The 26,106-nt window shown below is 57.6% G+C and carries 25 protein-coding genes; 21 read left to right on the forward strand and 4 right to left on the reverse strand.

The features are described from left to right. From ACQY4M_RS21610 to recN, 14 genes are all read left to right on the forward strand, one after another. Window positions 1–1,113, forward strand: coding sequence for a UDP-N-acetylglucosamine--N-acetylmuramyl-(pentapeptide) pyrophosphoryl-undecaprenol N-acetylglucosamine transferase (locus ACQY4M_RS21610; protein WP_428548647.1), 1,113 nt, complete (start codon window positions 1–3; stop codon window positions 1,111–1,113). Next, window positions 1,110–2,510, forward strand: a complete 1,401-nt coding sequence (gene murC / locus ACQY4M_RS21615; RefSeq protein ID WP_428548650.1) for a UDP-N-acetylmuramate--L-alanine ligase — start codon at window positions 1,110–1,112, stop codon at window positions 2,508–2,510. The genes ACQY4M_RS21610 and murC overlap by 4 nt, the downstream gene beginning before the upstream one ends. Before the next feature lie 3 nt (window positions 2,511–2,513). Continuing rightward, window positions 2,514–3,701 (forward strand): APC family permease, encoded by a 1,188-nt coding sequence (locus tag ACQY4M_RS21620; protein WP_428548653.1) that lies wholly within the window; start codon window positions 2,514–2,516, stop codon window positions 3,699–3,701. Beyond that, window positions 3,698–3,949 carry a DUF2484 family protein gene (locus tag ACQY4M_RS21625; RefSeq protein ID WP_428548656.1) on the forward strand — a complete coding sequence of 84 codons (252 nt, stop codon included), beginning with the start codon at window positions 3,698–3,700 and terminating at the stop codon, window positions 3,947–3,949. Before ACQY4M_RS21620 ends, ACQY4M_RS21625 begins: the two co-directional genes overlap by 4 nt. Further along, window positions 3,946–4,206: a DUF2484 family protein gene (locus ACQY4M_RS21630; protein WP_428548659.1), complete on the forward strand. Its 261-nt coding sequence runs from the start codon at window positions 3,946–3,948 to the stop codon at window positions 4,204–4,206. Before ACQY4M_RS21625 ends, ACQY4M_RS21630 begins: the two co-directional genes overlap by 4 nt. Before the next feature lie 3 nt (window positions 4,207–4,209). Continuing rightward, window positions 4,210–5,514, forward strand: a complete 1,305-nt coding sequence (locus ACQY4M_RS21635) for a hypothetical protein (protein WP_428548662.1) — start codon at window positions 4,210–4,212, stop codon at window positions 5,512–5,514. A 213-nt stretch (window positions 5,515–5,727) separates the two neighbouring features. Beyond that, window positions 5,728–6,660 carry a UDP-N-acetylmuramate dehydrogenase gene (murB, locus tag ACQY4M_RS21640; RefSeq protein ID WP_428549044.1) on the forward strand — a complete coding sequence of 311 codons (933 nt, stop codon included), beginning with the start codon at window positions 5,728–5,730 and terminating at the stop codon, window positions 6,658–6,660. Between the two features lie 54 nt (window positions 6,661–6,714). Continuing rightward, the gene (locus ACQY4M_RS21645) at window positions 6,715–7,629 is read left to right on the forward strand and encodes a D-alanine--D-alanine ligase (RefSeq protein WP_428548665.1); all 915 of its coding nucleotides are present in this window, start codon (window positions 6,715–6,717) and stop codon (window positions 7,627–7,629) included. Continuing rightward, complete coding sequence (locus tag ACQY4M_RS21650) at window positions 7,617–8,483, forward strand: cell division protein FtsQ/DivIB (RefSeq protein ID WP_428548668.1); 867 nt, start codon at window positions 7,617–7,619, stop codon at window positions 8,481–8,483. Before ACQY4M_RS21645 ends, ACQY4M_RS21650 begins: the two co-directional genes overlap by 13 nt. 13 nt (window positions 8,484–8,496) lie before the next feature. Next, the gene (gene ftsA, locus ACQY4M_RS21655) at window positions 8,497–9,831 is read left to right on the forward strand and encodes a cell division protein FtsA (RefSeq protein WP_428548671.1); all 1,335 of its coding nucleotides are present in this window, start codon (window positions 8,497–8,499) and stop codon (window positions 9,829–9,831) included. Window positions 9,832–10,009: 178 nt separating this feature from the next. Beyond that, complete coding sequence (gene ftsZ, locus ACQY4M_RS21660) at window positions 10,010–11,404, forward strand: cell division protein FtsZ (protein WP_428548674.1); 1,395 nt, start codon at window positions 10,010–10,012, stop codon at window positions 11,402–11,404. Between the two features lie 224 nt (window positions 11,405–11,628). Next, a complete protein-coding gene (gene lpxC / locus ACQY4M_RS21665; protein ID WP_428548677.1) occupies window positions 11,629–12,552 on the forward strand; it encodes a UDP-3-O-acyl-N-acetylglucosamine deacetylase in 924 nt (307 codons plus the stop codon). 125 nt (window positions 12,553–12,677) lie between these two features. Further along, window positions 12,678–13,529, forward strand: coding sequence for an outer membrane protein assembly factor BamD (locus tag ACQY4M_RS21670; protein WP_428548679.1), 852 nt, complete (start codon window positions 12,678–12,680; stop codon window positions 13,527–13,529). A 21-nt stretch (window positions 13,530–13,550) separates the two neighbouring features. Then, window positions 13,551–15,203 carry a DNA repair protein RecN gene (gene recN, locus ACQY4M_RS21675; RefSeq protein WP_428548681.1) on the forward strand — a complete coding sequence of 551 codons (1,653 nt, stop codon included), beginning with the start codon at window positions 13,551–13,553 and terminating at the stop codon, window positions 15,201–15,203. Between the two features lie 136 nt (window positions 15,204–15,339). On the opposite strand, the gene ACQY4M_RS21680 is transcribed toward recN, so the two are convergent. After that, window positions 15,340–16,383, reverse strand: coding sequence for an IS5 family transposase (locus ACQY4M_RS21680; RefSeq protein ID WP_428539221.1), 1,044 nt, complete (start codon window positions 16,381–16,383; stop codon window positions 15,340–15,342). Between the two features lie 60 nt (window positions 16,384–16,443). Here ACQY4M_RS21680 and ACQY4M_RS21685 point away from each other — a divergent pair, with 60 nt between their 5' ends. Both ACQY4M_RS21685 and dacB read left to right on the forward strand, forming a co-directional pair. Then, window positions 16,444–16,725 carry a plastocyanin/azurin family copper-binding protein gene (locus ACQY4M_RS21685; protein WP_428548684.1) on the forward strand — a complete coding sequence of 94 codons (282 nt, stop codon included), beginning with the start codon at window positions 16,444–16,446 and terminating at the stop codon, window positions 16,723–16,725. 190 nt (window positions 16,726–16,915) lie between these two features. After that, window positions 16,916–18,367 carry a D-alanyl-D-alanine carboxypeptidase/D-alanyl-D-alanine endopeptidase gene (dacB, locus tag ACQY4M_RS21690; protein WP_428548687.1) on the forward strand — a complete coding sequence of 484 codons (1,452 nt, stop codon included), beginning with the start codon at window positions 16,916–16,918 and terminating at the stop codon, window positions 18,365–18,367. Between the two features lie 2 nt (window positions 18,368–18,369). Here the strand turns inward: dacB and ACQY4M_RS21695 are convergent, their stop codons facing one another. After that, window positions 18,370–18,741 carry a tellurite resistance TerB family protein gene (locus ACQY4M_RS21695; protein ID WP_428549047.1) on the reverse strand — a complete coding sequence of 124 codons (372 nt, stop codon included), beginning with the start codon at window positions 18,739–18,741 and terminating at the stop codon, window positions 18,370–18,372. A 173-nt stretch (window positions 18,742–18,914) separates the two neighbouring features. Between ACQY4M_RS21695 and ACQY4M_RS21700 the strand changes: the two genes are divergently transcribed. The 5 genes from ACQY4M_RS21700 (at window position 18,915) to ACQY4M_RS21720 (ending at window position 24,652) form a co-directional block, all read left to right on the forward strand. Continuing rightward, a complete protein-coding gene (locus ACQY4M_RS21700) occupies window positions 18,915–20,492 on the forward strand; it encodes a lysine--tRNA ligase (protein WP_428548690.1) in 1,578 nt (525 codons plus the stop codon). Between the two features lie 10 nt (window positions 20,493–20,502). Next, on the forward strand, window positions 20,503–21,093 hold the full coding sequence (locus tag ACQY4M_RS21705) for a class I SAM-dependent methyltransferase (RefSeq protein WP_428548693.1): 591 nt from the start codon (window positions 20,503–20,505) through the stop codon (window positions 21,091–21,093). A gap of 196 nt (window positions 21,094–21,289) precedes the next feature. Then, window positions 21,290–23,581, forward strand: a complete 2,292-nt coding sequence (locus ACQY4M_RS21710) for a glycosyl hydrolase family 28-related protein (protein WP_428548696.1) — start codon at window positions 21,290–21,292, stop codon at window positions 23,579–23,581. 123 nt (window positions 23,582–23,704) lie between these two features. Next, window positions 23,705–24,310: a rhodanese-like domain-containing protein gene (locus ACQY4M_RS21715; protein ID WP_428548699.1), complete on the forward strand. Its 606-nt coding sequence runs from the start codon at window positions 23,705–23,707 to the stop codon at window positions 24,308–24,310. Between the two features lie 21 nt (window positions 24,311–24,331). Beyond that, a complete protein-coding gene (locus tag ACQY4M_RS21720) occupies window positions 24,332–24,652 on the forward strand; it encodes an antibiotic biosynthesis monooxygenase family protein (protein ID WP_428548702.1) in 321 nt (106 codons plus the stop codon). Here the strand turns inward: ACQY4M_RS21720 and ACQY4M_RS21725 are convergent. Next, window positions 24,643–25,347: a hypothetical protein gene (locus ACQY4M_RS21725; protein WP_428548705.1), complete on the reverse strand. Its 705-nt coding sequence runs from the start codon at window positions 25,345–25,347 to the stop codon at window positions 24,643–24,645. The genes ACQY4M_RS21720 and ACQY4M_RS21725 overlap by 10 nt on opposite strands. Before the next feature lie 58 nt (window positions 25,348–25,405). Further along, on the reverse strand, window positions 25,406–26,074 hold the full coding sequence (locus ACQY4M_RS21730) for a hypothetical protein (RefSeq protein ID WP_428548707.1): 669 nt from the start codon (window positions 26,072–26,074) through the stop codon (window positions 25,406–25,408). Between the last annotated feature and the right edge of the window lie 32 nt (window positions 26,075–26,106).

Here is a 26,106-nt window from a genome sequence, read left to right on the forward strand (position 1 = left end):
ATGTCAAAACCACCCCTTCTGATCATCGCCGCTGGCGGCACGGGGGGCCATATGTTCCCCGCACAGGCGCTGGCCGAGGTTATGCTGCGCAAAGGCTGGCGGGTGAAACTGTCCACCGATGCCCGTGGCGCACGCTATACCGGCGGCTTCCCTCATGTGGTCGAGATCGAGGAAATTTCATCAGCCACCTTCGCCCGTGGCGGAATGCTGGCGAAACTGCTGGTGCCGTTCCGTATTCTGGGCGGTATTGCTTCTGCAACCCTGCGGATGATGCGTGACAGGCCGGCAATGGTGGTCGGCTTTGGTGGCTATCCGTCGATTCCTGCCGTATCAGCCGCATGGATATTGCGCCGCCCGCGTATGCTGCATGAACAAAACGGTGTGCTGGGACGGGTGAACCGGCTGTTTGCCAAACGGGTGAACGCGGTGGCCTGTGGCACATGGCCCACCGATCTGCCCAAAGGGGTCGAAGGCACATTCACCGGCAACCCGGTGCGTGCCGCTGTGCTGGAACGCGCCGGTGCTGCCTATATTGCACCCGGTGATTACCCGATGTCGATACTGGTGATGGGCGGCAGTCAGGGCGCGCGCATCCTGTCCGATGTGGTACCCGAGGCGATCCTGAAACTGCCCGAAGAACTGCGCGGCTATCTGCGCATCTATCATCAGGCCCGCGAGGAAGACCGCAAGCGGGTCGAAGTCTATTATGCCAGCCACGGGTTGGTGGCTGTGGCCAAACCGTTCTTTAACAATGTGCCAACTTTGATGAGCGAGGCGCAACTGGTCATCTCGCGCGCTGGTGCCTCCTCGATTGCGGATATATCCGTGATTGGGCGGCCTTCTATCCTCATCCCTCTTGCTGCGGCTATTCGCGATGAGCAAACGGCAAACGCACGCGGACTGGCCGAGGCCGAGGCCGCTGTCTTGATCCCGGAATCAAAACTGGATGCAGACTTTTTAAGTGCGCAAATCAAGGCCATTCTGACCACGCAAAAGGCCGCCGAACATATGGCAAAGGCCGCGCTTTCCTGCGGACGACCGGATGCCACCGAACGGTTGGTCGAGATGGTCGAAACCCTTGCCGATACTGCCGATACTGGAGCCAGCCAATGAACGCCGCCGCCACCAAACTGCCCCTTGATGTGGGCGCGATCCATTTCGTCGGCATTGGCGGCATTGGCATGTCGGGCATTGCCGAGGTGCTGCTGGATTACGGCTATACCATTCAGGGATCGGACCTGAAGGCCAGCAAGATCACCGACCGGCTGGAAAAACTGGGCGCAAAAATATTCGTCGGCCAACGCGCCGAAAATCTGGAAAATGCCGAAGTGGTGGTGATTTCATCCGCTATCAAACCCGGCAACGCCGAACTGGACGAGGCCCGCAGGCGTAGCCTGCCTGTGGTGCGGCGTGCCGAAATGCTGGCCGAGCTGATGCGCCTGAAATCAAACGTCGCCATTGCCGGTACCCACGGCAAAACCACCACCACCACGATGGTTGCCACATTGCTGGACGCCGGCGGTCTGGACCCGACCGTGATCAATGGCGGCATTATCCATGCCTACGGTTCCAACGCTCGCATGGGCGGTGGCGAATGGATGGTGGTCGAGGCGGATGAATCCGACGGCACCTTCAACCGCCTGCCGGCCACCATCGCCGTGGTCACCAACATCGATCCTGAACATATGGAACACTGGGGCACGTTCGATGCCCTGCGTGAAGGCTTCCACGATTTTGTCTCGAACATCCCCTTTTACGGCCTTGCCGTCTGTTGCACCGATCACGCCGAGGTTCAGGCGCTGGTGGGGCGCATCACCGACCGGCGCGTGGTGACTTACGGGTTTAACGCGCAGGCCGATGTGCGCGCGCAGAACCTGACCTACAAGGACGGCATGGCGCATTTCGACATCGCCCTGCAATCCGAGGACAGGATGATCGAGGGCTGCACCCTGCCCATGCCCGGGGACCACAATGTTTCCAATGCCTTGGCCGCCGTTGCCGTGGCACGGCATTTGGGCATGAAGCTGGATGAAATCCGCACAGCACTTGAAAATTTCAAAGGTGTCAACCGCCGCTTTACCCGTGTCGGCAAGGTGAATGGCGTGACCATCATTGACGATTACGCCCACCACCCTGTCGAGATTGCCGCCGCCCTGAAGGCCGCGCGCCAATCGACCGAGGGGCGCGTGATTGCCCTGCATCAGCCGCACCGCTTTTCCCGTCTGCATGATCTGTTCGACGATTTCTGCGCCTGTTTCAATGACGCCGATATCGTCGGGATCTCGGACGTCTTCGCGGCGGGCGAGGATCCGATCAAGGGCGCAAACCGCGACGATCTGGTCGCAGGCCTGATCCGCCACGGCCACCGCCACGCGCTGGCGATTGAAGACGAGGACGCCATGACCGCCCTGATCAAAGAACAGGCCAAACCGGGCGACATGGTGATCTGTCTGGGCGCGGGCACCATTTCCGCATGGGCCAATGCCCTGCCGGAGCGATTGAAAGGATAACCGATGCCCGATACCCTTAAACGCCGGCTCGGACTTGGTCTGTTGACGGTCTATGGTGTCGGGATCATGGTCGGGGCAGGCATCTATGTGCTGGTTGGCGCTGCGGCCGGTCAGGCGGGTATATGGGCGCCTGTTTCCTTCTTGCTGGCTGCCGTGGTTGTGACCCCAACGGCGCTGACCTATTGTGAATTGTCGTCACGCATTCCCGAAGCGGCAGGTGAATCCGCCTATGTGGACGCCGGTATTGGCTGGCATTGGCTGGCCTTGCTGGTTGGGGCAATCATGGTCATTGCCGGAACTGTTGCTGCCGCGGCGGTGCTACGGGGCGGGGTGGGGTATCTGACCTCGGTCACACCTATGCGTTTTGATGTGGCGGTGATCGGGCTGGGCCTGCTTTTGATGCTGATCGCCATGATCGGCGCACTGGAAAGCCTGAGCTTTGCCGCTATCCTGACAGTAATCGAGGTATCGGGCCTGCTGATTATCATCTGGGCCGGATTTTCCGCCGTACCCGTGGCCGATTGGCAAAACCCGCCGCCAACGCAATGGTCGGGAATTATCGGGGCCTCGGTGTTTGCCTTTTTCGCCTTTATCGGCTTTGAAGATCTGGTCAACATGTCCGAAGAAACCCGAAAACCCACGCGCAATATGCCTCGGGCCATTTTGATGGCGCTGGGGATCACGGCCGTTCTTTATGCGCTGGTGTCCTTGGCCGCTGTCCGGGCCGTGCCGATAGATATGCTAAGCCAAAGCAGCCGGCCCTTGGCGCTGGTCTGGGAGGTGGCAACGGGACGCTCCGCCGCATTCATGGCATGGATAGCGGTTGCGGCGGCGCTGAACGGGGTGCTGGCGCAAATCGTCATGGCCAGCCGCGTGTTGTTCGGGCTGGGTAAACGCACAGCATTTCTGGCGGTGTTCCACCGCGCCCACCCGCGTTTTGGCACACCGGTTCTGGCCACTGTGCTGATTGGCACAACGGTTATCATTTCGGCGCTTGCCCTGCCGGTGGCAAAGCTGGCCGAAATAACCTCGATGGCGCTGCTGCTGGTTTTCGCCATTGTGAACACGACTTTGATTGCCCTGAAATACTGCCAACCAGTGGCCCCTTTCCGGGTGCCTGCGATTGTGCCGTGGTTCGGGATGCTGGCGTCTCTGGCGGCATTTGGCGCAACGATCGGGGTGTCGCAATGACTGCCTCGCTCACGCTTGCCGCCCTTTGGGTGATCTTGGCGGCCATCGTTGTCCTTTTGCCTATGCGCCGCCAGTTCGCGCCGGGTATTACCCTGCTGATCGCGGCGCCGTTTTTGCTGGTTTATCTGGGTTATCAGCATGGCGGATGGGTTGTGCTGGCGGCCACTGTCGCCATCATATCCATGTTCCGCCGTCCGCTGTTTTACATGGGCAAACGGCTGATCGGGCGGGTCAGGGGGGCGGAATGACGCTTTCTTTCGTGCTGGCCTGCCTGTGGGTGATCGCCGCCAATGTGCTGGCGATGCTGCCCAGCAAGGACAACTACTGGCGCCGCGCCTATGTGCTGATCGCCATCGGCATCCCGTTGCTGGGCTATGTCACTTATGAAAACGGACCCGTCTGGGGGATGATTTTCCTGATCGCGGGCGCCTCATTGCTGCGCTGGCCGCTGGTGTATCTGGCCCGCTGGATAAAACGGATGGTGCGGGGGCAGGGGGCGGAATAACCCTTGATTGAATATCCGGCATCCGACACTGTGCAAGGCATGGTGAAGGTATCGGAAATCAAGGATCGGGACAGTCTGGAAGCATGGCTGCTGGACAGGCCCGAGGACGAGGCAAGGCAATTCGCACTTATTTTAATTCATCGTGCAGCAATGCGGGTCCTGCCCTATTACTGGGAATGGGTCGGGAATGCAGCTTATGCAAAAGAAAGAAATATATCAGCTTTGCGAGTATTGCATGGTAATTTGGTCTCGGGAGTTGCCCGCACTATGGTAAATTCGGATATTAAAGAGGCCGCCGAGCATGCTAACCGCGCAGCCAATATCAGTAGCCCAAATGGCTTTCTTGATGCTGTAACTTACTCGGCCTATTCAGCAGCTAAAGCTGCGGCATATATCGCGGGGTCTGCGTTTGCTGTCAACGCTATTGATCAGGTGGGCAAAGTATTTGTTTCTGCCGCTGATGTTCTATGGGGGACTATTAGACTCGATAGCGAGGCAATCAAGAATGGAGATATTTTGCTTACCACACCCTTGTGGAACGGCAATGAAAACCCGTTTCAGGCGGAATGGGAAAAGGTGCGGGGCTCGGCGTCCAAGGACTGGTCATTCTGGATCAACTGGTATCAGGACGCGCTGGAGGGGCGGGAGCCGGATTGGGACATGCTGGAAGAAATCGCCCTGATCCCTGACGAGGATTGGCAAAAGGGGCCGGAGCATATCAACAACGAGGTGATCGCGGGGATTGTCGAGAAATATGCAAAGAAAAGGGAAAGTGAAACATCCATCAATGATACCGCCATGCCAAGCAAGGCCGAACAGAAAACCATTGCGCAAAAAGTAGCTGATAATCGCGAGGCGCTGGCCTTTTCCATAGCAGGAGTTCTGGAACAGATAGCGGAATATCGCGAACGTGTGCGCAAACTGAACTCGCTTGAACCGGAATACAAGGAAGGGCTGTTGGAGTTTCTGGACCGGTTATCAAAACAGTTTTCTGATTTACTGGGGGAACTTCCTGACGAAGGTGAGGTTGTTAGCGAGGAAAAAACGACAAAACTTGCCCTTTGGTGGCGTGAATACAAGGCTTTGATTGGCGTAAAGGCAAAGAAATATGTAACCCCTGATAATTTATCTGAAGCAACAGTACCGGCGGGTATCATACTGGGTTGCGCGGGGATTGGAGCTATATTTGGTCCAGTTGGTGCAACGGCGGGGGGCGTTGTTGGTAGTTTGATAACTGGGCAGATAAAGCCGGGAAAAGCGGCAGGTGAACTGATGAAGGATTTTGACGCGCCGGATAGTAGTGCGTGAATATTCCCAATATAGGACAGCGCCCGTCCCTGGGTGGGCGCTCTGCGGTGGTTTGATGCGCGGTATCGACTGGTTCCGAACCGTTTTGTAAAGAGGCAAGGGTGCAAAAGCGCCCTCCCGTGGGGAGGGTCGGGCGCTGTCCGGGCCGCTGGCCCGTCCGGTGCGCGATAAACGGGATTGCCTTTGGCCGAAGTTTCGCTAAACCCTCGGGATATGACACAAACCTATCCCCCCGTGCGCGGCACGCTGACCGAAAACCGCCCTTTGAACGATCTGACTTGGCTGCGGGTTGGCGGGCCGGCGGATGTGCTGTTTCAGCCTGCCGATGTGGATGATCTGGCCGGTTTTCTGCAGGAACTGGATGCGTCCATCGCCGTGTTCCCGATGGGGGTCGGCAGCAATCTGATTGTGCGCGATGGCGGTATTCGGGCGGTGGTGATCCGTATGGGACGGGGCTTTAACCACATTGATATCGACGGTACTCGTGTGACGGCGGGCGTGGCCGCGCTGGATGCGCATGTGGCGCGCAAGGCTGCGGCCCAAGGGCTGGACCTGACCTTTCTGCGCACCATTCCCGGCGCGATTGGCGGGGCGGTGCGGATGAATGCGGGCTGTTACGGGTCATATGTGGCGGATGTGTTCGTCAGTGCCAAAGCGGTGACGCGGGCGGGCGAGGTGGTGACGCTGATGGCGGATGATCTGAATTTTCGCTACCGGCAAACCGATCTGCCCGAGGGCTGGGTTCTGGTCGAGGCCAGTTTTGAAGCGCCGCGCGGGGATGCGGGTGCGCTGGCTGCCCGCATGGACGATCAGATCGCCAAACGCGATGCGACCCAGCCGACCAAGGAACGCAGTGCGGGATCAACTTTTCGCAATCCGGCGGGGTTCAGCTCGACGGGGCAGGCGGATGACCGCCATGATCTGAAAGCGTGGAAGGTGATTGATGATGCGGGTTTGCGCGGATTTTCCATCGGCGGGGCGCAAATGAGCGAAAAACACCCCAACTTTATGATCAATACCGGCGGGGCAACGGCGGCTGATCTGGAAAAACTGGGGGAAGAGGTGCGAAAAAGGGTTTTCAAATCAAGTGGTTTAACGCTAGAATGGGAAATTATGCGGATCGGTGAACCGGACGCGGAAAAATAAACAATAAGGGGCCGCCAAAAAAGGCCCCATAGGCAAATAAAGCACGAGGCGGGTATGTCGAGCAGGACAACCCCGAAAGTGGCGGTACTAATGGGCGGACCTTCGCGTGAGCGCGAGGTGTCTTTGTCGTCCGGGCGCGAATGCGTCACCGCACTGCGGGAAACAGGTTATGAAGTGATCGAGGTGGACGCGGGTCCGGACCTTGCCGCACGCCTGTCCGAAATTTCCCCCGACGTTGCCTTTAACGCGCTGCATGGTCGCTGGGGCGAAGATGGCTGCGTGCAGGGGCTGCTTGAGTGGCTGCAAATTCCTTACACACATTCCGGCGTGCTGGCCTCGGCTCTTGCGATGGACAAGGCGCGGGCGAAGGCGGCTTATCAATCCGTTGGCCTGCCGGTGGTCGAGAGCGTGATCGCCAGCACGGACGAGGTGCAGGCGCGGCATGTGATGGCGCCGCCCTATGTGGTCAAACCGAACAATGAAGGGTCCAGTGTTGGCATCTATCTGGTGAACGAGGATGCCAATTCGCCGCCCAAACTGTCCGAAAACATGCCTGACACCGTGATGGTCGAGGCTTTTGCTGCCGGCCGCGAAATGACCACTACTGTGATGAGTGATCGGGCGCTGGCGGTGACGGATATTCTGACCGATGGCTGGTATGACTATGACGCAAAATATGTCGAGGGGGGATCGAAACATATCCTGCCCGCAGACCTGCCGCAGGACATCACCGATGCCTGTCTGGATTACGCCCTGCGCGCCCATAATGTGCTGGGCTGTCGCGGCGTATCGCGCACCGATTTTCGCTGGGACGAAACACGTGGGCTGGACGGGCTGATCCTGCTGGAAACCAACACACAGCCGGGGATGACCCCGACGTCGCTTGCGCCGGAACAGGCCGCGCTATGTGGATATTCTTTCCCTGATTTGTGCCGCTGGATGGTCGAGGATGCCTCATGCAACCGTTAAAGAAAACACATAACATGCGCCGTGATCCGGCCCCAAGCCGCGCCGCCTATAAGGCGCAGCGCCTGATGCTGACCCCGGGTTTTCGGCGGTTTTTGCGGGTCGGGTTGCCGGTGATTGCGATTGCCGCAGCGGTGGGGATTTACCTTTCGGATTCCGACCGGCGCGATGCGTTGGAGCTGAAGGTGTCCGAGATGCGCCGCGCGATCGAGGAGCGGCCGGAATTCATGGTCAACCTGCTGGCGATTGATGGCGCCAATGACGCCGTGGCCGCCGATATACGCGAAATCATTCCTGTGGATTTTCCGATCACCGCCTTTGATCTGGATCTGGAAGACCTGCGCGCCAATATCGCGCAAATGGACGCTGTGGCCAGTGTGGATGTGCAAGTGCGCAGCGGCATATTGCAGATCAATGTCACCGAGAGGGTGCCCGCTTTGGTCTGGCGCACCTATGAGGGCACTATTCTTCTGGATGCAGCCGGGCATCGTGTGGCCTCGATTGCTAGGCGAGAAGAGCGCCCTGATTTGCCGCTTGTCGCAGGGGATGGCGCAGACGTTGCAGTGGGTCAAGCCCTTGAAATTATTGCGGCATCTGGCCCCCTGTTGACGCGGGTGCGTGGAATTGAACGTATAGGTGAACGCCGCTGGGATCTGGTGCTGGACCGCAACCAGCGGATTTTGCTGCCCGAGGACAACCCGATTGCCGCGCTGGAACGCGTGATTGCCTTGAACAAGGCGCAGGACATGCTGGCGCGGGATTTGACAGTGATTGATATGAGAAACGGGCAACGCCCGACGATCAGAATTGCCGACAACGCCATCGAAGCGTTGCGGCAGATTCGGGCGGAAAATTGAGGGAGAACGAGGGATGAGCAACCAATACGAAGCCCAACGCGCGATGCGCAACATGCGCAAAGCGGCGATGCAGCGCGGGGTGATTGCGGTTCTGGATGTTGGCACTTCGAAAATCGCCTGTCTGGTGCTGCGGTTTGATGGCACGGACAAGTTTACCGGCGTAGACGAAATGGGGTCAAAGGCAGGGCAGTCCGGTTTTCGGGTGATCGGTGCGGCCACCACCCGTTCGCGCGGGGTGCGCTTTGGCGAAGTCGATGCGATGCAGGAAACCGAACGGGCAATCCGCACGGTCATTCAGGCGGCGCAAAAGATGGCCGATTTGCGGGTGGATCATGTGATCGCCTGTTTCTCGGGCGCGCGCCCGCGTTCATATGGGCTGGCCGGATCAATTGATTTGCAGGAAAATGTGGTCACTGAAAACGATGTATCGCATGTGCTGGCGATGTGTGATGTGCCCGATTACGGCAATGATCGCGAGGTGCTGCATGCCCAGCCGGTGAATTTTGCGCTGGATCACCGTAGCGGGCTGATTGATCCGCGCGGGCAGATCGGCAACCGTCTGGCGACCGATATGCACTTGCTGACAGTGGATGCCACAGTTGTGGCAAACCTGCTGCATTGCATCAAACGCTGTGATCTGGAAATCGCGGGGCTGGCCTCGTCTGCTTATGTGGCGGGCATTTCGGCGCTGGTCGAGGACGAGCAGGAACTGGGTGCGGCCTGTATCGATATGGGTGGCGGCGCGACGGGCCTGTCGATCTTTATGAAAAAGCACATGATCTATTCGGATTCCGTGCGTTTGGGCGGCGACCATGTAACGGCGGATATTTCGCAAGGGTTGCAGGTGCCGATGGCCACGGCCGAACGGATCAAAACCTTTTACGGCGGCGTTGTTGCCACCGGCATGGATGACCGCGACATGATCGAGGTCGGCAGCGATACCGGCGATTGGGAACATGACCGGCGCACCGTTTCACGGGCCGAACTGATCGGCATCATGCGCCCCCGGGTCGAGGAAATTCTGGAAGAGGTACGCGCCCGTCTGGACGCGGCCGGATTTGAACATCTGCCAAGTCAGAAAATCGTGCTGACCGGTGGCGGCAGCCAGATACCGGGCCTTGACGGGTTGGCGACAAAGATACTCGGCCAGCAGGTGCGCCTTGGGCGTCCGATGCGGGTTCAGGGGCTGCCGCAGGCGGCAACAGGACCGGCCTTTGCGGCCTCGGTCGGGCTGTGTTTATTCGCGGCGCACCCGCAGGACGAGTGGTGGGATTTCGATATTCCCGCAGAAAAATACCCCGCCCGGTCCTTCCGGCGGGCGGTAAAATGGTTCAAGGACAACTGGTAAACCGCAACATTTGGTGAACATGGCGAAATCCTGCCGAAAAATAACATGTTTACCCCATATTTTGTGGTATATTTGTGTTTTTTAGGTGACGTTTGCGGTATCTGTGGATAAGATCGGACAAGAGTAGGCAATCAATAGCCCTTGAAGGGCTTGGAACGAAAAACAGGCGGATAGTTACATGGCATTGAATTTTGTAGAAGACCAACAGCAGCAGGACCTGAAACCACGCATTACGGTTTTCGGTGTAGGCGGGGCAGGTGGCAACGCTGTCAACAACATGATCGAAAAAGAGCTCGACGGGGTCGAGTTTGTGGTGGCCAACACCGATGCGCAGGCGCTTCAACAAAGCAACGCCGCCGCGAAAATCCAGATGGGTGTGAAAGTCACCGAAGGTCTGGGTGCTGGCGCGCGCCCCTCGGTTGGGGCGGCTGCTGCCGAAGAAACCATTGAATCCATCGTTGATCATCTGGCGGGCGCACATATGTGTTTCATCACTGCCGGCATGGGCGGCGGCACCGGCACTGGTGCTGCCCCGATCATCGCACAGGCCGCCCGTGAACTGGGTGTTCTGACTGTTGGCGTTGTGACCAAACCCTTCCAGTTTGAAGGCGGCAAGCGCATGAAGCAGGCCGAAGACGGCGTCGAGGCGCTGCAAAAGGTTGTTGATACGCTGATCATCATCCCAAACCAGAACCTGTTCCGTCTGGCGAATGAGAAAACCACCTTTACCGAAGCCTTCTCGATGGCTGACGATGTTCTTTATCAGGGCGTCAAAGGTGTGACCGACCTGATGGTCCGTCCCGGCCTGATCAATCTGGATTTTGCCGATGTTCGCGCGGTAATGGACGAAATGGGCAAGGCCATGATGGGCACAGGCGAAGGCGAAGGCGAAGATCGCGCAGTTCAGGCCGCCGAAAAAGCCATAGCCAACCCGCTGCTGGACGAAATCAGCCTGCGCGGTGCCAAAGGTGTGCTGATCAACATCACAGGTGGTTACGACCTGACCCTGTTCGAACTGGACGAAGCCGCCAACCGCATCCGCGAGGAAGTGGACGCAGAAGCAAACATCATCGTTGGCTCGACGCTGGACACCAGCATGGAAGGCATGATGCGCGTCTCCGTGGTTGCCACCGGCATCGATGCTGTGGACGTGAATTCGGATATGCCGCTGCCACGCCGCAGTCTGGCCGAACCGCTGAAACAGCCCGAGGCAACAACCGAGGCAAGTGAAGCACCCGCTGCTGCTGTTGCGGCGACCGCTGTTGCCAGCGAAGCGAGTGAGCCATCCTTCTTTGATGCGGCACAAACAACAACCTCCGACGAAACCGACAACTTCTTTAATGAATTCAGTGATACCTCTGACGATCTGCCCCCGCCGGCCTACCAGCCTGAAACCGAGGCAGCACCGGCACAGGCCGAAAGCATTGAAGCAATTGAAGAAGATGTGGCCCAGTTTGTGGCCCAGCAAGTGCGCCAACAGCCCCCGGTTCAAAGCCCCGCTGTTGAAGCAGAGGCAGACCCAGAGCAGGAGCGGGTGGAGATTCCAGCCTTCTTGCGGCGTCAGGCCAACTAAATAACGCTCAAATCTTTTTTAAAAGGGCCTGCATTTTTGCAGGCCATTTTTATTTAAATACAATGGGTTAGAGTGACGCTGCTCAACTTGTGGCAGGTCTTTGCGCATCTGTTACAAAGATGTTTCAAGCCGTTACAAACTGTGTGTTGTGAAATGCACCGGTACCATTTACCTCAAATCCGTCGGAAACAGGTATGTCCGGCGTATCCTTTAACGGGGTTTGAATGCAAACAACGATCAAATCGACAGTCGGCTTTAGTGGCGTTGGCCTGCACACAGGGAAACCTGTGCGCATGACACTACATCCTGCTTCGGCGCATTACGGTATCTGGTTCCGTCGCACCGATCTGGATGGAGACAGTTTGATCCCCGCGCGTTACGATGCTGTCAGCGATACACAGCTTTGCACAAAGATTTCGAACGGGGCCGGGGCCTCGGTTTCGACCATCGAACATATCATGGCAGCCCTTTCGGGATGTGGCGTTCAAAACGCGCTGATCGAAATTGACGGCCCCGAAGTGCCGGTTCTGGATGGATCATCCGCTGAATTTGTCAAAGCTCTGGTTGCAACAGGTCAGCGCCGTCTGGATGCACCCGTCCGCGCGATCGAGGTTTTGCAAACGGTCGAAGTTTCCGAAGGGATGGCCACGGCCCGGTTGGAGCCGTCTGATACCCTGCATATTGATTTCCACATAGATTTTGCGGAACAGTCCGATCTGATCGGGCGTCAGAACAAAACCCTGAATATGGCCAATGGTGCCTTTGTTCGTGAATTGTCCGACAGCCGCACGTTTTGTTTGCAAAAAGACGTGGATATGATGCGCGCCAACGGTCTGGCCCTTGGTGGAACCGTTGAAAACGCGGTTGTCGTGGATGGTGATACAGTGCTTTCCCCCGGCGGTCTGCGCCACAAGGACGAAGCCGTGCGTCATAAAATGCTGGACGCATTGGGTGATCTGGCGCTTGCCGGCGCGCCACTGTTGGGCCGTTATACAGGCGTTCGCGCAGGTCATGCGATGACCAACAAATTGTTACGCAAACTGTTCGCCACACCGGGCGCTTATCGCATGGTAGAATGCGATGAAACGCTTGCCGCGCGCCTGCCTGGCGTTGGTGTTCACCGCGCCGATTTGCCCGCCTCTGTGTAATCCCATAAACAAGCGATGAAAAAACGTCGTTAAGGCGTTTTGCACCGGATTTTTCTGTGCTAGACAGAGTCGAAGTAATTGGGACCAAAGCGGTCCGTACAGGCATATGACGGGGTAGTCGGGGAATGGCACGCGGTAAAACACGCTTGGTTCTGATCGGAATGATGGCTGCTTTGGCCATTACGGCAGGCTGCTCTGGTAAAGGGGGCAATCGCGCAAAAGAGCGTCCCCTTGAATCCTACAGCGCCGAAGAATTGTACAAACGCGCCGAATTCGAACTGGAGACCAAGCGCAAAGCGACTGAAGCCACCAAACTGTTTGGCGAGGTCGAGCGCCTGTATCCCTATTCGGAATGGGCCAAACGCGCCTTGATCATGCAGGCATTCGCCTTTCACAAGGATAGGAAATATGAAGAAAGCCGTGCCGCCGCACAGCGTTTCATTGATTTCTATCCCGCCGACGAAGACGCCGCTTATGCGCAATATCTGCTGGCAATTTCCTATTACGACCAGATCGACGATGTTGGCCGTGATCAGGGCCTGACCTTTCAGGCATTGCAGGCCCTGCGCACCGTGATTGAACGCTATCCCGATAGTGATTATGCGCGCTCAGCGATTCTTAAATTCGATCTGGCGTTTGACCATCTGGCCGCCAAGGAAATGGAAATTGGTCGCTATTATTTGAAGCGCGGGCATTTCACCGCTGCGATTAACCGGTTTCGGGTCGTGGTTGAACAATTCCAGACCACATCACACACCGCCGAGGCGCTGCATCGACTTGTCGAGGCCTATCTGTCGCTGGGATTGGATGATGAGGCCCAGACCGCCGGGGCGATTCTTGGCCACAACTTCAAATCGACCGAGTGGTATAAGGATAGTTACCGCCTGTTGACTGGCAAGGGTCTGGAGCCAAAGGTGCGCGGCAAGAACTGGTTGGCAACGATTTACCGGCAGATGATCAAGGGCGAATGGCTCTGATCGGGCAAGATCGGGGAACCTATGCTTAGAAGCCTTGATATTCGCGACATTCTGATTATCGAGCGGCTGGAACTGGCGTTTCAACCGGGTTTGAACGTGTTGACCGGTGAAACCGGCGCGGGGAAATCCATTTTGCTGGATTCGCTTGGTTTTGTGCTGGGCTGGCGCGGGCGGGCCGAACTGGTGCGCAACGGTGCCGATCAGGGCGAAGTGGTGGCGGTGTTCGATCTGCCCGATGGCCACGCAGCGCGGACCGTGCTGGAAGAGGCGGGTCTACCGGTCGAGGACGAGCTGATCCTGCGGCGGGTAAACACCAAAGACGGGCGCAAAACTGCGTGGGTCAATGACCGGCGCTGTTCTGGTGAAGTGTTGCGCGCGTTGTCGGATACATTGGTGGAATTGCACGGCCAGTTTGACGACCGTGGCTTGCTGAACCCGCGCGGACATATGGCCCTTCTGGATGATTATGGCAATCATTCCAAAGATTTGGATGATTTACGGCGGCAATGGCGGGCAGTTGGTGCCGCACGAAAGGCGTTAGAACAGGCCGAGGTTGCTCTAGCAGAGGTGCGCAAGGAAGAAGAGTTCCTGCGTCACGCGGTGGCTGAACTGGACACGCTGGACCCGCAGCCACAGGAAGAGGCCGCGCTGGATGCCAAACGTCGTATGATGCAAGGGGCTGAACGTATCCGCGAAGATGTGTCCAAAGCCTTTGCTGCGATCGGCTACGAGGGGGCCGAGGGGCTGGTGAATGATGCCACCCGCTGGCTGGAAGGTGCGGCGGATCAGGCCGAGGGGCGGCTGACCGACCCGCTTGAGGCTTTGATACGGGTACAGGATGCATTGGGCCAAGCGCAGGCCGGGGTCGAGGCAACGCTTGAGGCATTGGCATTTGATCCGTCCGAGTTGGAACACACCGAAGAACGTCTGTTTGCCATTCGCGCATTGGCCCGCAAGCACGAGGTATTGCCCGATGAACTGGGCGGGTTTGCCGATACCCTGCGCGAAAAACTGACAGCGCTGGATCAGGGTGAAGGGAATGTTGCAGACCTGCGGGCAGCCCTTGTAGCCGAGGAAAAAACCTACGGCAAAATGGCCGCCAAACTGACAGCCAAACGCCAAAAAGCGGCGCGGGCGCTGGACAAGGCAATGGCCACCGAACTGGCCCCTCTGAAAATGGAACGTGCGGTTTTTACCACGGATATTACCGCAACCGATGCCGGACCGGACGGGCAGGATGCGGTGGTGTTCACCGTGGCCACCAACCCCGGTGCGCCCTCGGGACCGTTGAACAAGATTGCTTCGGGCGGGGAGCTGTCGCGGTTCTTGCTGGCGCTGAAGGTCTGTCTGACCGCACAAACCAGCGGTATTACGATGATATTCGATGAAATTGACCGCGGCGTGGGCGGGGCAACGGCGGATGCTGTCGGACGGCGTCTGGCCGCACTGGCGGATGGCGCACAGGTGTTGGTCGTTACCCATTCGCCGCAGGTGGCGGCACGTGGTGCGCATCACTGGCGGGTGGAAAAGCGGGTGGCAAAGGGGCAGACCACTTCGGCGGTCGTGCCGCTGGATGATCTGGCGCGGATTGACGAAATTGCGCGGATGTTGTCGGCGGACAAAGTGACCGATGTAGCGCGTGAAGCTGCGAAATCATTGATAACAGACAAGTAAATTCGGGACGACCGCCTGATGTTTAACACTGAAAAGACCTCTGCATGAGGCCATGGCTTTCGGTTGAAGCAAGATTTCGGCCGCCCACCTTGCGCCCCTGCGGGTCCGGCGGACAGACGGGTGGCGGGGTTTGGGGCTATGCGATTGCGGGGGTTTGCGGGTTGAGGGTGATCCTGTTTGCGGCCTTGAGCAGGTTTTGCGCGATGGCGGCCATGACCATCTGGGCATGCACCCTGGCGCGCCCGAAATATCTCGCCCGCTGCAGGCCGAAGAGGCGTTTCATCGTGCCGAAAGTCTGCTCGATGCGGAAGCGGCGTTTCGAAATCAGCCGGTTGAAGCGTTTCTCCGATTGCCGCAGGGGGCGGCCGCGCGCTGCCTTGCGCAGGATGCCGTCGCGGTATTTGCCGCGCAGCATCTGGCGGTTGGCCTTGCTCGCATAGGCCTTGTCGGCCAGCACCCGCTGCGCCTTTGCGCCCGCGATCATGGTGGCGAATTCGGGGCTTTCGGCGGCATTGGCGGGCGTGGTGTGCACCTTGTCGATAAAGCCCTCTTCGTCGCAGCGGGCAAAGCCCTTGTAGCCGAGCGTGCTCTTGCGGCCCTTCTTGACCCAGCGGGCATCAGGGTCGGCGCTGAAATGCAGCTGTGCCCCGTCGGGTGAGACCTCGGGCGGATCATCCGGCGTCCCTTCCCTTGCCCCGTCCTCTGCCCGGTCCTGCGGGGCGTCGATATGGGTGCGCGGGCGCGCCGCCGCCGCGATCAGGGTCGCATCAATGATCGCCGCCTCAGCCTCTTTCAGCTTCAGCCCATGCGCCTCGATCTGGCGGCAGACCTCGGCCAGCAGCTCATCGTAAACGCCACCCCGGACCAGCGCATTGCGGAACCGGCAGTGGGTCGTCTCATCCGGCACCGACGCGTGCAGATCGAGCCCGCAGAACAGCATGAAATCCAGCCGCACCTTCAAGGCCCGCTCCAGCTTCGGGTCGCTCAGCCCGTGCCACTGGCCAACCAGAAGACACTTGAACAGAACCAGCGGATCATAGCCCTGAGGCCCGATCCCCGAGCGCCCCAGACCGCGCCGCAGGATCGGCAAAAACGAGTTCCAATCCATCAGCGCGTCGATCTTCGACAGAACGTCATCCGCGCCGATCCGTGCCGCCGCTTCGTGCAGGAAAAGGTCCATCTATTCACCCCAGAGATTTCCCGGCTAGCTTACCAAAACGGCCAACCCGGGGGAATCCCGATGTTATGCAGAGGTCTTTTTGATGTTATTAACGCTTCTACAGATTCCGAGCATGAAATGGTTGTGACCAAGCTGTCAGGGCCTGACGGGACTTTGCCTTATGATACCGATGCAATGCGTGTGGATGAAGAAGCCGCGGGCAGCAAAGGTGAAGTATCGGAACTGCCGGCAGGTGAAAAAGGCGCGTTGACGGTGACGCTGGAACCGGGAACATATGTTCTGTATTGCAACATTGCTGGCCATTATGCCGCCGGTATGTGGACGGAAATTACTGTAAAGTAGACCGCTCACTAAACAATCGCGGCGGATGCTTCGCCGCGATTGCAGTTTAATAGCAAAGTATTTTGCAAAAACCTCTTTGTTTTTGGACACTTAATCACCGTAACGCAAATCTGTATTGTTCTTGGTATGAGGGTTTGTTTATATCCCCTTTATGAAGGGTCAATTTTCAAGACGGTTTATTCTGGGGGCTTTGCTGGCCAGTGCAGCGGATGTGGCATGGGGGGGTGCGCCCAGGGTTTCGATCCGGCCAACAGCACGGGCCGGGGATTTTCATAAACGGGCGGTGAAGGGGGCCGACGCCCTGATCGCGGCGGCGCGGTTGGGGGGCAAAGTTGCCTTTGTGGTGGCAGATGCCAAGACGGGGTTGATTTTGGAAGCCGCCAATCCGGTGCTGCCGCAACCGCCTGCCTGTGTGACCAAGACGATTACATCGCTTTATGCGCTGGATACGCTGGGCGCTGGTTTTCGGTTCAAGACGCGGTTGATGGCGACAGGGCCGGTGGTGAACGGGCGCCTGAAAGGGGATCTGGTGCTGGTGGGCGGGGGTGACCCGACGCTGGACACAGATGATCTGGCAGATATGGCGGCGGCGTTGAAACAGGCGGGGGTGCACGAGGTTTCGGGCAAGTTCAAGGTGAATTCCAGCGCGCTGCCCTTTATCAAGCAGATTGACAAAAGCCAGCCGGATTATCTGGGATACAATCCGGCGGTTTGCGGGTTGAACCTGAATTTCAACCGTGTGCATTTTGAATGGAAACGCAGCGCCAGCGGCTATGATGTAGCGATGGATGCGCGGACCAAGAAATATCGCCCCAGCGTGCGGATTGCCAAAATGCGTGTGGTGGATCGGGATTTGCCGATCTACACCTACAAGGATTCCGGCGGGGTAGACAATTGGACCGTGGCACGGCGCGCGTTGGGGCGCAATGGCAGCCGCTGGTTGCCTGTGCGAAAACCACACCTGTATGCGGCCGAGGTTTTTCAGACCATGGCGCGGTCGCAGGGGATAAGCCTGCCGCGTGCGGTTGAGGCCAAGGGAGCCACCAAAGGCACGGTTCTGGTGGAACACAAAAGCGACGAGTTGCAAGTTTTGCTGAAAGCTTTGCTGAAGTTTTCAAACAATATGACAGCCGAAGCGATTGGCATGACCGCAAGTGCGGCGCGCGGGGGCACTGGTGGGTCGCTAAAAGCATCGGCCAAGAAGATGACGGATTGGACGGTCAGCCATACAGGGGCGCGCAAATCCAAGTTTGTGGACCATTCCGGATTGGGCACGGGTTCGCGGCTGACGGCGGGGGATATGGTGTCGGCGCTGGTGCGGCAGGGGCCGAACGGGTCACTGGCGCATTTGCTGAAACCGATTGCGTTGCGGGATGCGAACGGGCGGGTGATCAAGGAGCACCCGATCAAGGTGCATGCCAAAACGGGGACACTGAATTTTGTGTCGAACCTGGCGGGCTATGTGACCGCGCCGGATGGCACACAACTGGCATTTGCAATGTTCATGGCCGACGAAAGACGCCGCGCAGGGGTGGCCAAATCGGACCGCGAGGCGCCGCAAGGGGCCAAGTCGTGGAACAAGGCGGCCAAGCGATTGCAGCAGGCGCTGATTGAAAGATGGGCGACTTTGTACGGGACGTAAGGTTACGGCATCACATGCCGCGCGCGGGCACCGCGCTCGATCGCGGCGGCGTGCAGGCGGTCGATGTTGAATTCGTAGCGGATTTCCTCGAGCAGGCGCAGTTCGGCCTCTTTCAGTTGCCCGTCGGCGGCGGCCACATCGCAGGCCAGCGCATAGGCGGTTTCATACAGCCGTTCGGGCAGGTCATTGCGGATCAGGCCGAACAGGGCATCCAGTCCGTCTTCTTCGCCAAACAGGTCGAACACGGTTTGCGAGACCGTTTTCACGCGATCCATATCATAGCCCGCAAACACCGGCAGGTGGTTGACGATGGCCTGAATGGTCACAAGTTCCGAGGTGCGGATGTTTTCATCCGAGGCCGATACGGCGATCATCACGGCGACAAGGCAATCCTGCGGGGTCAGCGAATGTGGGATCTGGTTCACGATATAATCCTAAATATGGGGTATTCTGCGGGGTCAGAATATTGACGCGGGCGGGGCAGGGCAATAGGGACGTTTGCAAAGACGGGTGTAATTGCCCAAAACCTGCCGAGAAAGTGAAACAAATGTCCGAACTGCGTGAAGCCGCGATGAATTCCAAAGCCTGGCCCTTTGAAGAGGCACGCCGCGTTTTGAAACGGCTGAACGGCAAGACGCCGGAAAAGGGGTTTGTTTTGTTCCAGACCGGCTATGGTCCGTCGGGGCTGCCGCATATCGGCACCTTTGGCGAAGTGGCGCGCACAACGATGGTGCGCCGCGCGTTCGAGGCGTTAAGCGATATACCAACCAAGCTGATCTGTTTTTCCGACGATATGGACGGGTTTCGCAAGGTGCCCGGTAATCTGCCCAATCAGGAAATGCTGGCCGAGGATCTGAACCTGCCGCTGACCAGGGTGCGCGATCCGTTTGGCACGCACGAGGGGTTTGCCCAGCACAACAACGCGCGGCTGTGTGCATTTCTGGATGGTTTCGGGTTTGAGTATGAATTTGCATCGTCCACGGATTATTACACAAGCGGCAAGTTTGACGAAGCTCTGCTGACAGCATTGGAGCGGTTTGACAAGATCATGGAGATCATGTTGCCGACACTGGGGGCCGAGCGGCAGGCGACCTATTCGCCGTTCCTGCCGATTTCGCCCAAGACCGGCCATGTGCTGCAGGTGCCGACGCTGGAGCGCAATGTGGAAAAAGGCACAATTGTTTATGAGGAACCGGATGGAGAGCGGGTCGAAGTGCCCGTGACCGGCGGCCATGTGAAATTGCAGTGGAAGCCTGACTGGGGCATGCGCTGGGCCGCGCTGGGGGTCGATTACGAAATGTCGGGCAAGGATCTGATCGACAGTGTGACGCAATCCAGCAAGATTTGTGCGGCACTGGGCGGGCGGCCTCCTGTCAGCTTGTCGTATGAATTGTTCAACGACGAGCAGGGCCAGAAGATTTCCAAATCCAAGGGCAATGGTCTGACGATGGAAGAATGGCTGGCCTATGCGCCGCCCGAATCCTTGCAGTATTTCATGTATCTGAAACCGAAAACCGCCAAGCGGCTGTATTTCGATGTGATCCCCAAAGCGGTAGATGAGTATCACCAGCAGTTGCGGGCCTATCCGGCGCAGGATCTGAAGGCGCAGTTGAACAATCCTGTCTGGCATTTGCACGAGGGCAATCCGCCCGAAAGCAAAATGGTGGTGCCCTTTGCGATGTTGCTGAATCTGGCCAGCGTTGCCGCGGCCGAGGACAAGGACGCCCTGTGGGGGTTTATCAAGCGCTATGCGCCGGATGCCAGCCCAAAAACCCATGCCGATCTGGATGCCGCAGCGGGCTATGCAGTGAAGTATTACAACGACTTTGTGAAGCCGCAGAAAACCTATCGTCTGCCCGACGATAAGGAACGCGCCGCGATGCAGGATTTGCTGGAGCGTCTGAAGGCGTGGGACGGTGGTCTGGATGGCGATGCGCTGCAATCCATGGTGTTTGCGGTGGGCAAGGAACACGGATTCGAGCCGCTGCGCGACTGGTTCAAGGCGCTATACGAGGTGCTTCTGGGGGCGTCCCAAGGGCCGCGTTTTGGCGGGTTCATCGCGTTATACGGTGTGGATGAAACTGTGGTGCTGATTGAAAAGGCGCTGGCGGGCGGATTGGTTTAGGGCTGCGTAAATGGCACAAGAAGACCGGCTGAAGTGGGACGCGAAATATAGCAATGGTGATCACCTGATTGAAAAGGGTGAAGCCAGCTTCATGCTGAAGCATTTCTATGACAAGGCACCGGAAAAGCGGGCGCTGGATGTGGCCTGTGGCACAGGGCGCAATGCGCTGTTTCTGGCGGAACACGGGTTTATGGTGGATGCGCTGGATATTTCACCGGTGGGGTTGCAGCGGTTACAGGACCATGCGGAGCAGATTTCAGGGGTTGGTAAGGTAAATTGCCAAGCTGTTGATCTTGAGGATTATTCCCCGCCTAAAGAAAATTATGGTTTGATTGTTGTCACCAATTATCTGAATCGCCCACTGATCCCGAAACTGGCACAGGCTTTGCGCGGTGACGGGATACTGGTGATTGATACTTTCATGGCCGACCCCCGGAATGGGTCACAGGATTTCAACCCTAATTATCTGTTGCGACCGGGGGAACTGCCTGAATATTTTGACAGCAGTTATGAAGTTTTGGCATTCGAGGACGCTCGGGAAGGTCAATGTAATAATGCTTTGCTGAAACAGGCAATTGCGGTGCGGAAAATTCCGAGCTGATCCTGCAATTGCACCCTACCGAACGCAATGGTTAAGGCTGATTAACCCTGCTTTGATACATCTATCCCCAATTCGGGCCAAAGGGTCCGGACTTTCAAGAAACAACTGAAATTTGAGCGGATTGATGGCGGCCAGTGGCCCCATTCGCGGTGCTGTATGTCAGCGCGCGCTTCCGGATATGTGGAAAGGGGTTAGGATGAACAAAGCGATCACCGACGGGTTGGTTTTTACACCGCCAGAGTTTGCCAGCGGGTTGAATGTCTGGTCCAGTCAGGACGGGCTGGCGGGGCAGGATACATATGCGGGGGCGGCCAATGCGGCCTTTGTGCCAGCGGATGCTGATTTTTCCGGCTGTCTGGAGCTGGAGAAAACCACGGCCACACAAAAGCTGCGCTATATGGGGCAGACGCCGATCCTGCCGGGGTGCTATTTGCGCATCACCGTCAAGGTCAAGGCGATGAGCGGCAACCTGATGGATGTGCGCATAGCCGGTTGGGCCGGGGATGCGGCTGACAATCATGTGCCGGGACTGGTCGAGGTCGGGCCAAGTGTGACGCTGACCTCTTATGGCGAGGTGGTGACCGTTTCGGCGATTGTCGGCACGGGTGCGCGCAACGGTGTGGACATGCAATGGGGCAGCGCGCCGGTTTACGGGCATTTCGGGCTGGATTTGACGGGGCCGACCGGCGGGGTGATCCGCATTGACGATTTCCAGATCGAGGACATCACCGGCGCGTTCCTGCGCGATATGATGGATTGGGTCGACGTCAAGGATTACGGGGCGATTGGTGACGGCGTGACCGACGATCAGGCCGCGTTCGAGGCGGCGGATGCGGCTGCGAACGGGCGGCGTGTATTGATTTCTGCGGGCACCTATTATCTGGCGGATCACGTGACCTTTGAAAACCCTGTGCGGTTTGAAGGCACGGTGACGATGCCGGTTGCCAAGCGGCTGGTGCTGCGCAAGAATTTCGATCTGCCAACTTATATAAACGCCTTTGGTGACGAGGAACTGGCGATCAAGAAAGCGCTGCAAACGCTGCTAAACTATTCCGACCATGAATCTTTGGATATGGGCGGGCGTCGGGTGGAGCTGACCGCGCCGATTGATGTGCAGGCGGCGGTGGCCAACCGCGATACCTTTGAATCGCGTCGGGTGCTGCATAACGGGCAGTTCAATATCATTGCCGGACCTGCGTGGGATACGGATGTGGTGACGTCAACCGCGACCTATTCTGCGGCGGATCCAAAAACCCTGACAGCGGTTGCGAATGTGGCCAATATCAAGGTCGGCTCACTGGTGGAAGGTGCTGGTGTCGGCCGCGAGGTTTATGTGCGTGCTGTGAATATCGGCGCGGGCACTGTGACGCTGAACCATGCATTATTCGGGGCGGCGGGGACGCAGACCTATACGTTCAAGCGGTTCAAATACGCGCTGGATTTTGGCGGGTTCGTCAAGATGAGCCGGTTTGAATTGGAAGAGGTTGAACTGCTGTGCAATGGCGATGCCAGCGGGGTTATGCTGCCGATGGATGGCCGGATGTTCCAGATCCGCAGCAGTAGTATTTCGCGACCGAAGGACCGGGGGATTACCTCGGCGGGGATTGGTTGTCAGGATATTCACATTGATGGCAACCAGTTTTTGTCGAACGAAATGGGATTGCGGGCACAGGATCGCACCACGGTGATGCTGAATGTGAACAAGAACGACGCGAAAATCCGCAACAATCAGGTGCACCGTTTCGCCCATTTCGCGGTGATTGGGGGCACTGGCACGATCATGACCGGCAACCACTGGTATCAGGGCGACAATGAAACCGCCGGTCTGCGCACCGCCGGGGTGGTGTTTACCAGCCGGACTGTGAATACGATTGTCGATGGCAATTATGTCGACAACGCATTTATCGAGATGACGAACGAACATGATGCCAACCCCGATCTGGTATCCGGGTATTCCTTTGGCGGGCTGACGGTTACAGACAATATTTTCATGGCCAGTGATGCGGCCAACTGGTTTAGCTGGATTGTGGTTACCCCTTACGGAACAGGCCACACAATCGACGGGCTTACCATCACAGGCAATTCGTTCCGTTCCGTTGCGGGGACGATCACGCGGGCGGACAGGGTGGATACGACGCATGCCGATCTGGATTACTGGTCATTCCGCAATATCCTGTTTGATGGCAATACGTTTCACGGTGTGAACGAACGGGTGCAAAGCCCGACCACGGTCGAGTTCAGCCAGAACACCAATGCGACGACATGGAAGGTGCCCTTTGCCCCGCATCTGCCGTTTGGCGGATTGGCGCGGCGGGTGACTGCTATTGTGGCGGATGGGCAGATTACCTCGGGCACGGCAACGCGGGTGGATGTGATGCCTTATTCCGAGCGTACCAAAGGGGCCAATTTTGACGAGGTTTGGCTGAATTGGCCGGTGGCCTGTCGTGGCAAGGTTCAGGTAACAGCGCGGGTGGACCGGCCTTTGTAATTCCAAAGGTATTTTTTGACTTTGCAAGCGGGGCACAGAAATGTGCCCCGTTTTCATGTGTTTGCTTGACCTGATTGCCCGACTGGCGCAGCTTTGTGGCGCGTGGATAATTTGGAGGATGATATGCGGGTATTGAAGGGGATGGTTCTGGGGGCGGTAATGGCCTTGCCAGCGGTCGCGATGGCGGGGGGCAAGCCGGTGAATATCCGGCCTGATGTTGCTACGGTCACGGTTGAAACCGGTGCCGGTGCGGTGGAAATCGGCCGTGTTCAGGATAATGACAATCATCTAACCGGTGATTGGGCCAAGACATCCCGCCCATGCCCTTTGTTTTGCATCCAGCCAATATCACCCGCCGAAGGGGTGGCAACCATTGGCGAGTTGGAGATCATGAATATGCTGCAACGCGATGACGCGGTTGTTGTCGATAGTCGTGTTGCCAAATGGTATTATAACGGCACCATCCCGGGCGCACTGCATATTCCCTATACGGAAATATCCGACCGGCTGGATGAACTGGGATGCGAGCCGGATTTCGACGGATGGATTTGTGATGATGCCAAACCTGTGGCATTGTTCTGTAATGGGCCGTGGTGCGGGCAATCCCCGACAGCGATCCGTGCGATGATTGGGGCGGGGTATCCGGCTGATAAGATATTTTACTATCGCGGCGGGATGCAGGTTTGGCGTATGCTGGGTTTGACCGTGATCGAACCAAAAGATGGATAACCCTTAGGCGGAGGAATACATATGCCAAATATTACCAAAGGCGGCGCGCCGCAAACTGTGATCACCACATTCGATGTCACCCCGGGAACCTGTGCCGATTTGCAGGAATTGCTGCAGGAAGCCTATGACGAGGTGATCCGCAAACAGCACGGATTTATTGGCGGGGCGATCCATGTGAACGACGCCGAGACCCGCATCTGCAGTTATTCCCAATGGCAAAACCGCGAGGATTTTCAGGCCATGTTGCGCACCCCCGAAATGCGGCGGCGTAATCGCAAGATCAACGAGCTGTGCAAAGGGTTCGAGCCGGTGATGTATGACGTGGTGGCGTCCTACGATTGAGACCGTTTAAGCGAGCGCAGGGCCAGATCGGCCTTGCCCTTGGTCAGCCATGAAAAGGCAAAGGCCCAGATGCCTATCGCCTCGATCCAGAAGATGATTTTCCAGTCAGAGACCAGGCTTTGCATTTCAGGGCTACCTTTTAGTTTGAAATAGGAAAAGAGCAAAATCAGCACGGTGGAAACGGCTATGATATGACCGCACCAGATGTATATCCGGCGGCGCACGGGTCTGGCGGTTTTCGGGAATTGCACATAGCAGAATATGGCTAGACAGACGAAAAACACCGTTGCGCTGGAATAGTGGAACAGCGGGCTGATATTCAGTCCCAGTGCCTGTTGGGAAACGGTTTCAATGGCATCGCTTTCATTCGGAAACAGCGCAACACCAAAGGCGGCAATACCTGCGGTTGTCGCAACCAGATCATCCGAAACCCGCTCGTTCGGCCTGCGTTTATACCCTTTGTAGGACACCAGAAAGATACCGATGGCAAACAGGCAACCGACAAAGATGTCGCGCAGTTTTGTGTGGTAGAAATCACTGATGGACGGTTCCAGTCGCGCATTTGACAGCAAGCCCCCGATGATCAGCATCAGTGGCAATAACACCCCCAATATCCCCAGCGCACGGCGCACCCTGTGGTATGACAACACAAGGTCATGGTTGTTGTTGGTCGATGTGTCGGGTGCCTCTGGCATGGGCTGGACCTGCTGAAAAACCTGATTTCTAGCGTTCCCAGCCCGTCATTTCAAGGTTTCAAAACCGTTTCCAGAACCCCAGCTTCAGGTTTTGGCTGTCATCCCCTGTCAAACCGTAAACAAACCCGATCTCGATATGCGTCCCTTTTTGACGCCGCATCTGCCATATCAGCGAGGGCGAGAATTTGGCGTAGGCAGAGGCATCGGGGACCTTGCCGGTTTGCAACTGCCAGATCAGCATGATACGCTCGGATGGTTTCATCCCCCATGTAAAATCAGCCTTGTAGGTGGCGCCGGATTGTCCGGGCACGGTGATTGAACTGTCCAGAACCCAGGCCGCCGACATGTCGACTGCCAGCCAGCCCCGTTGCAACCCGCGCCCCCAAGAGGCACCTATTTTGGCCAGTTTCTGATTGGTTGTGGTGCCCCAAGGGTTCGGGATGCTTTTCACCCCCAGCCCGAAACTGACCGCCAGACGGGCAGGGCGATCGGCCTTGCCCAGCGGGGTGCGCAGGAACAGATACCCCTCGGACGGGGTGCCGGTTGCCCCCAGGGTTCCGTCAAACCCGACCGTCAGCCGATCGGTCAGCCCGTATTCGGCATATAGGGATGTTCCGGTTGCATAGCGGGTTTGCGGGGCTGTTGATATTTCGTTTGCGAAGGACAGGAACAGCTCGCCTTTGTCGCGGGGCCAGGCCCCTGCATGGGCAAGGGTCGGCAGAAACAAAATAAAGGGAACCTCTAAAAATCCCCCAAAAT

The organism is Profundibacter sp. (genome assembly GCF_965277155.1).
Taxonomy (GTDB): Bacteria; Pseudomonadota; Alphaproteobacteria; order Rhodobacterales; family Rhodobacteraceae; genus Profundibacter.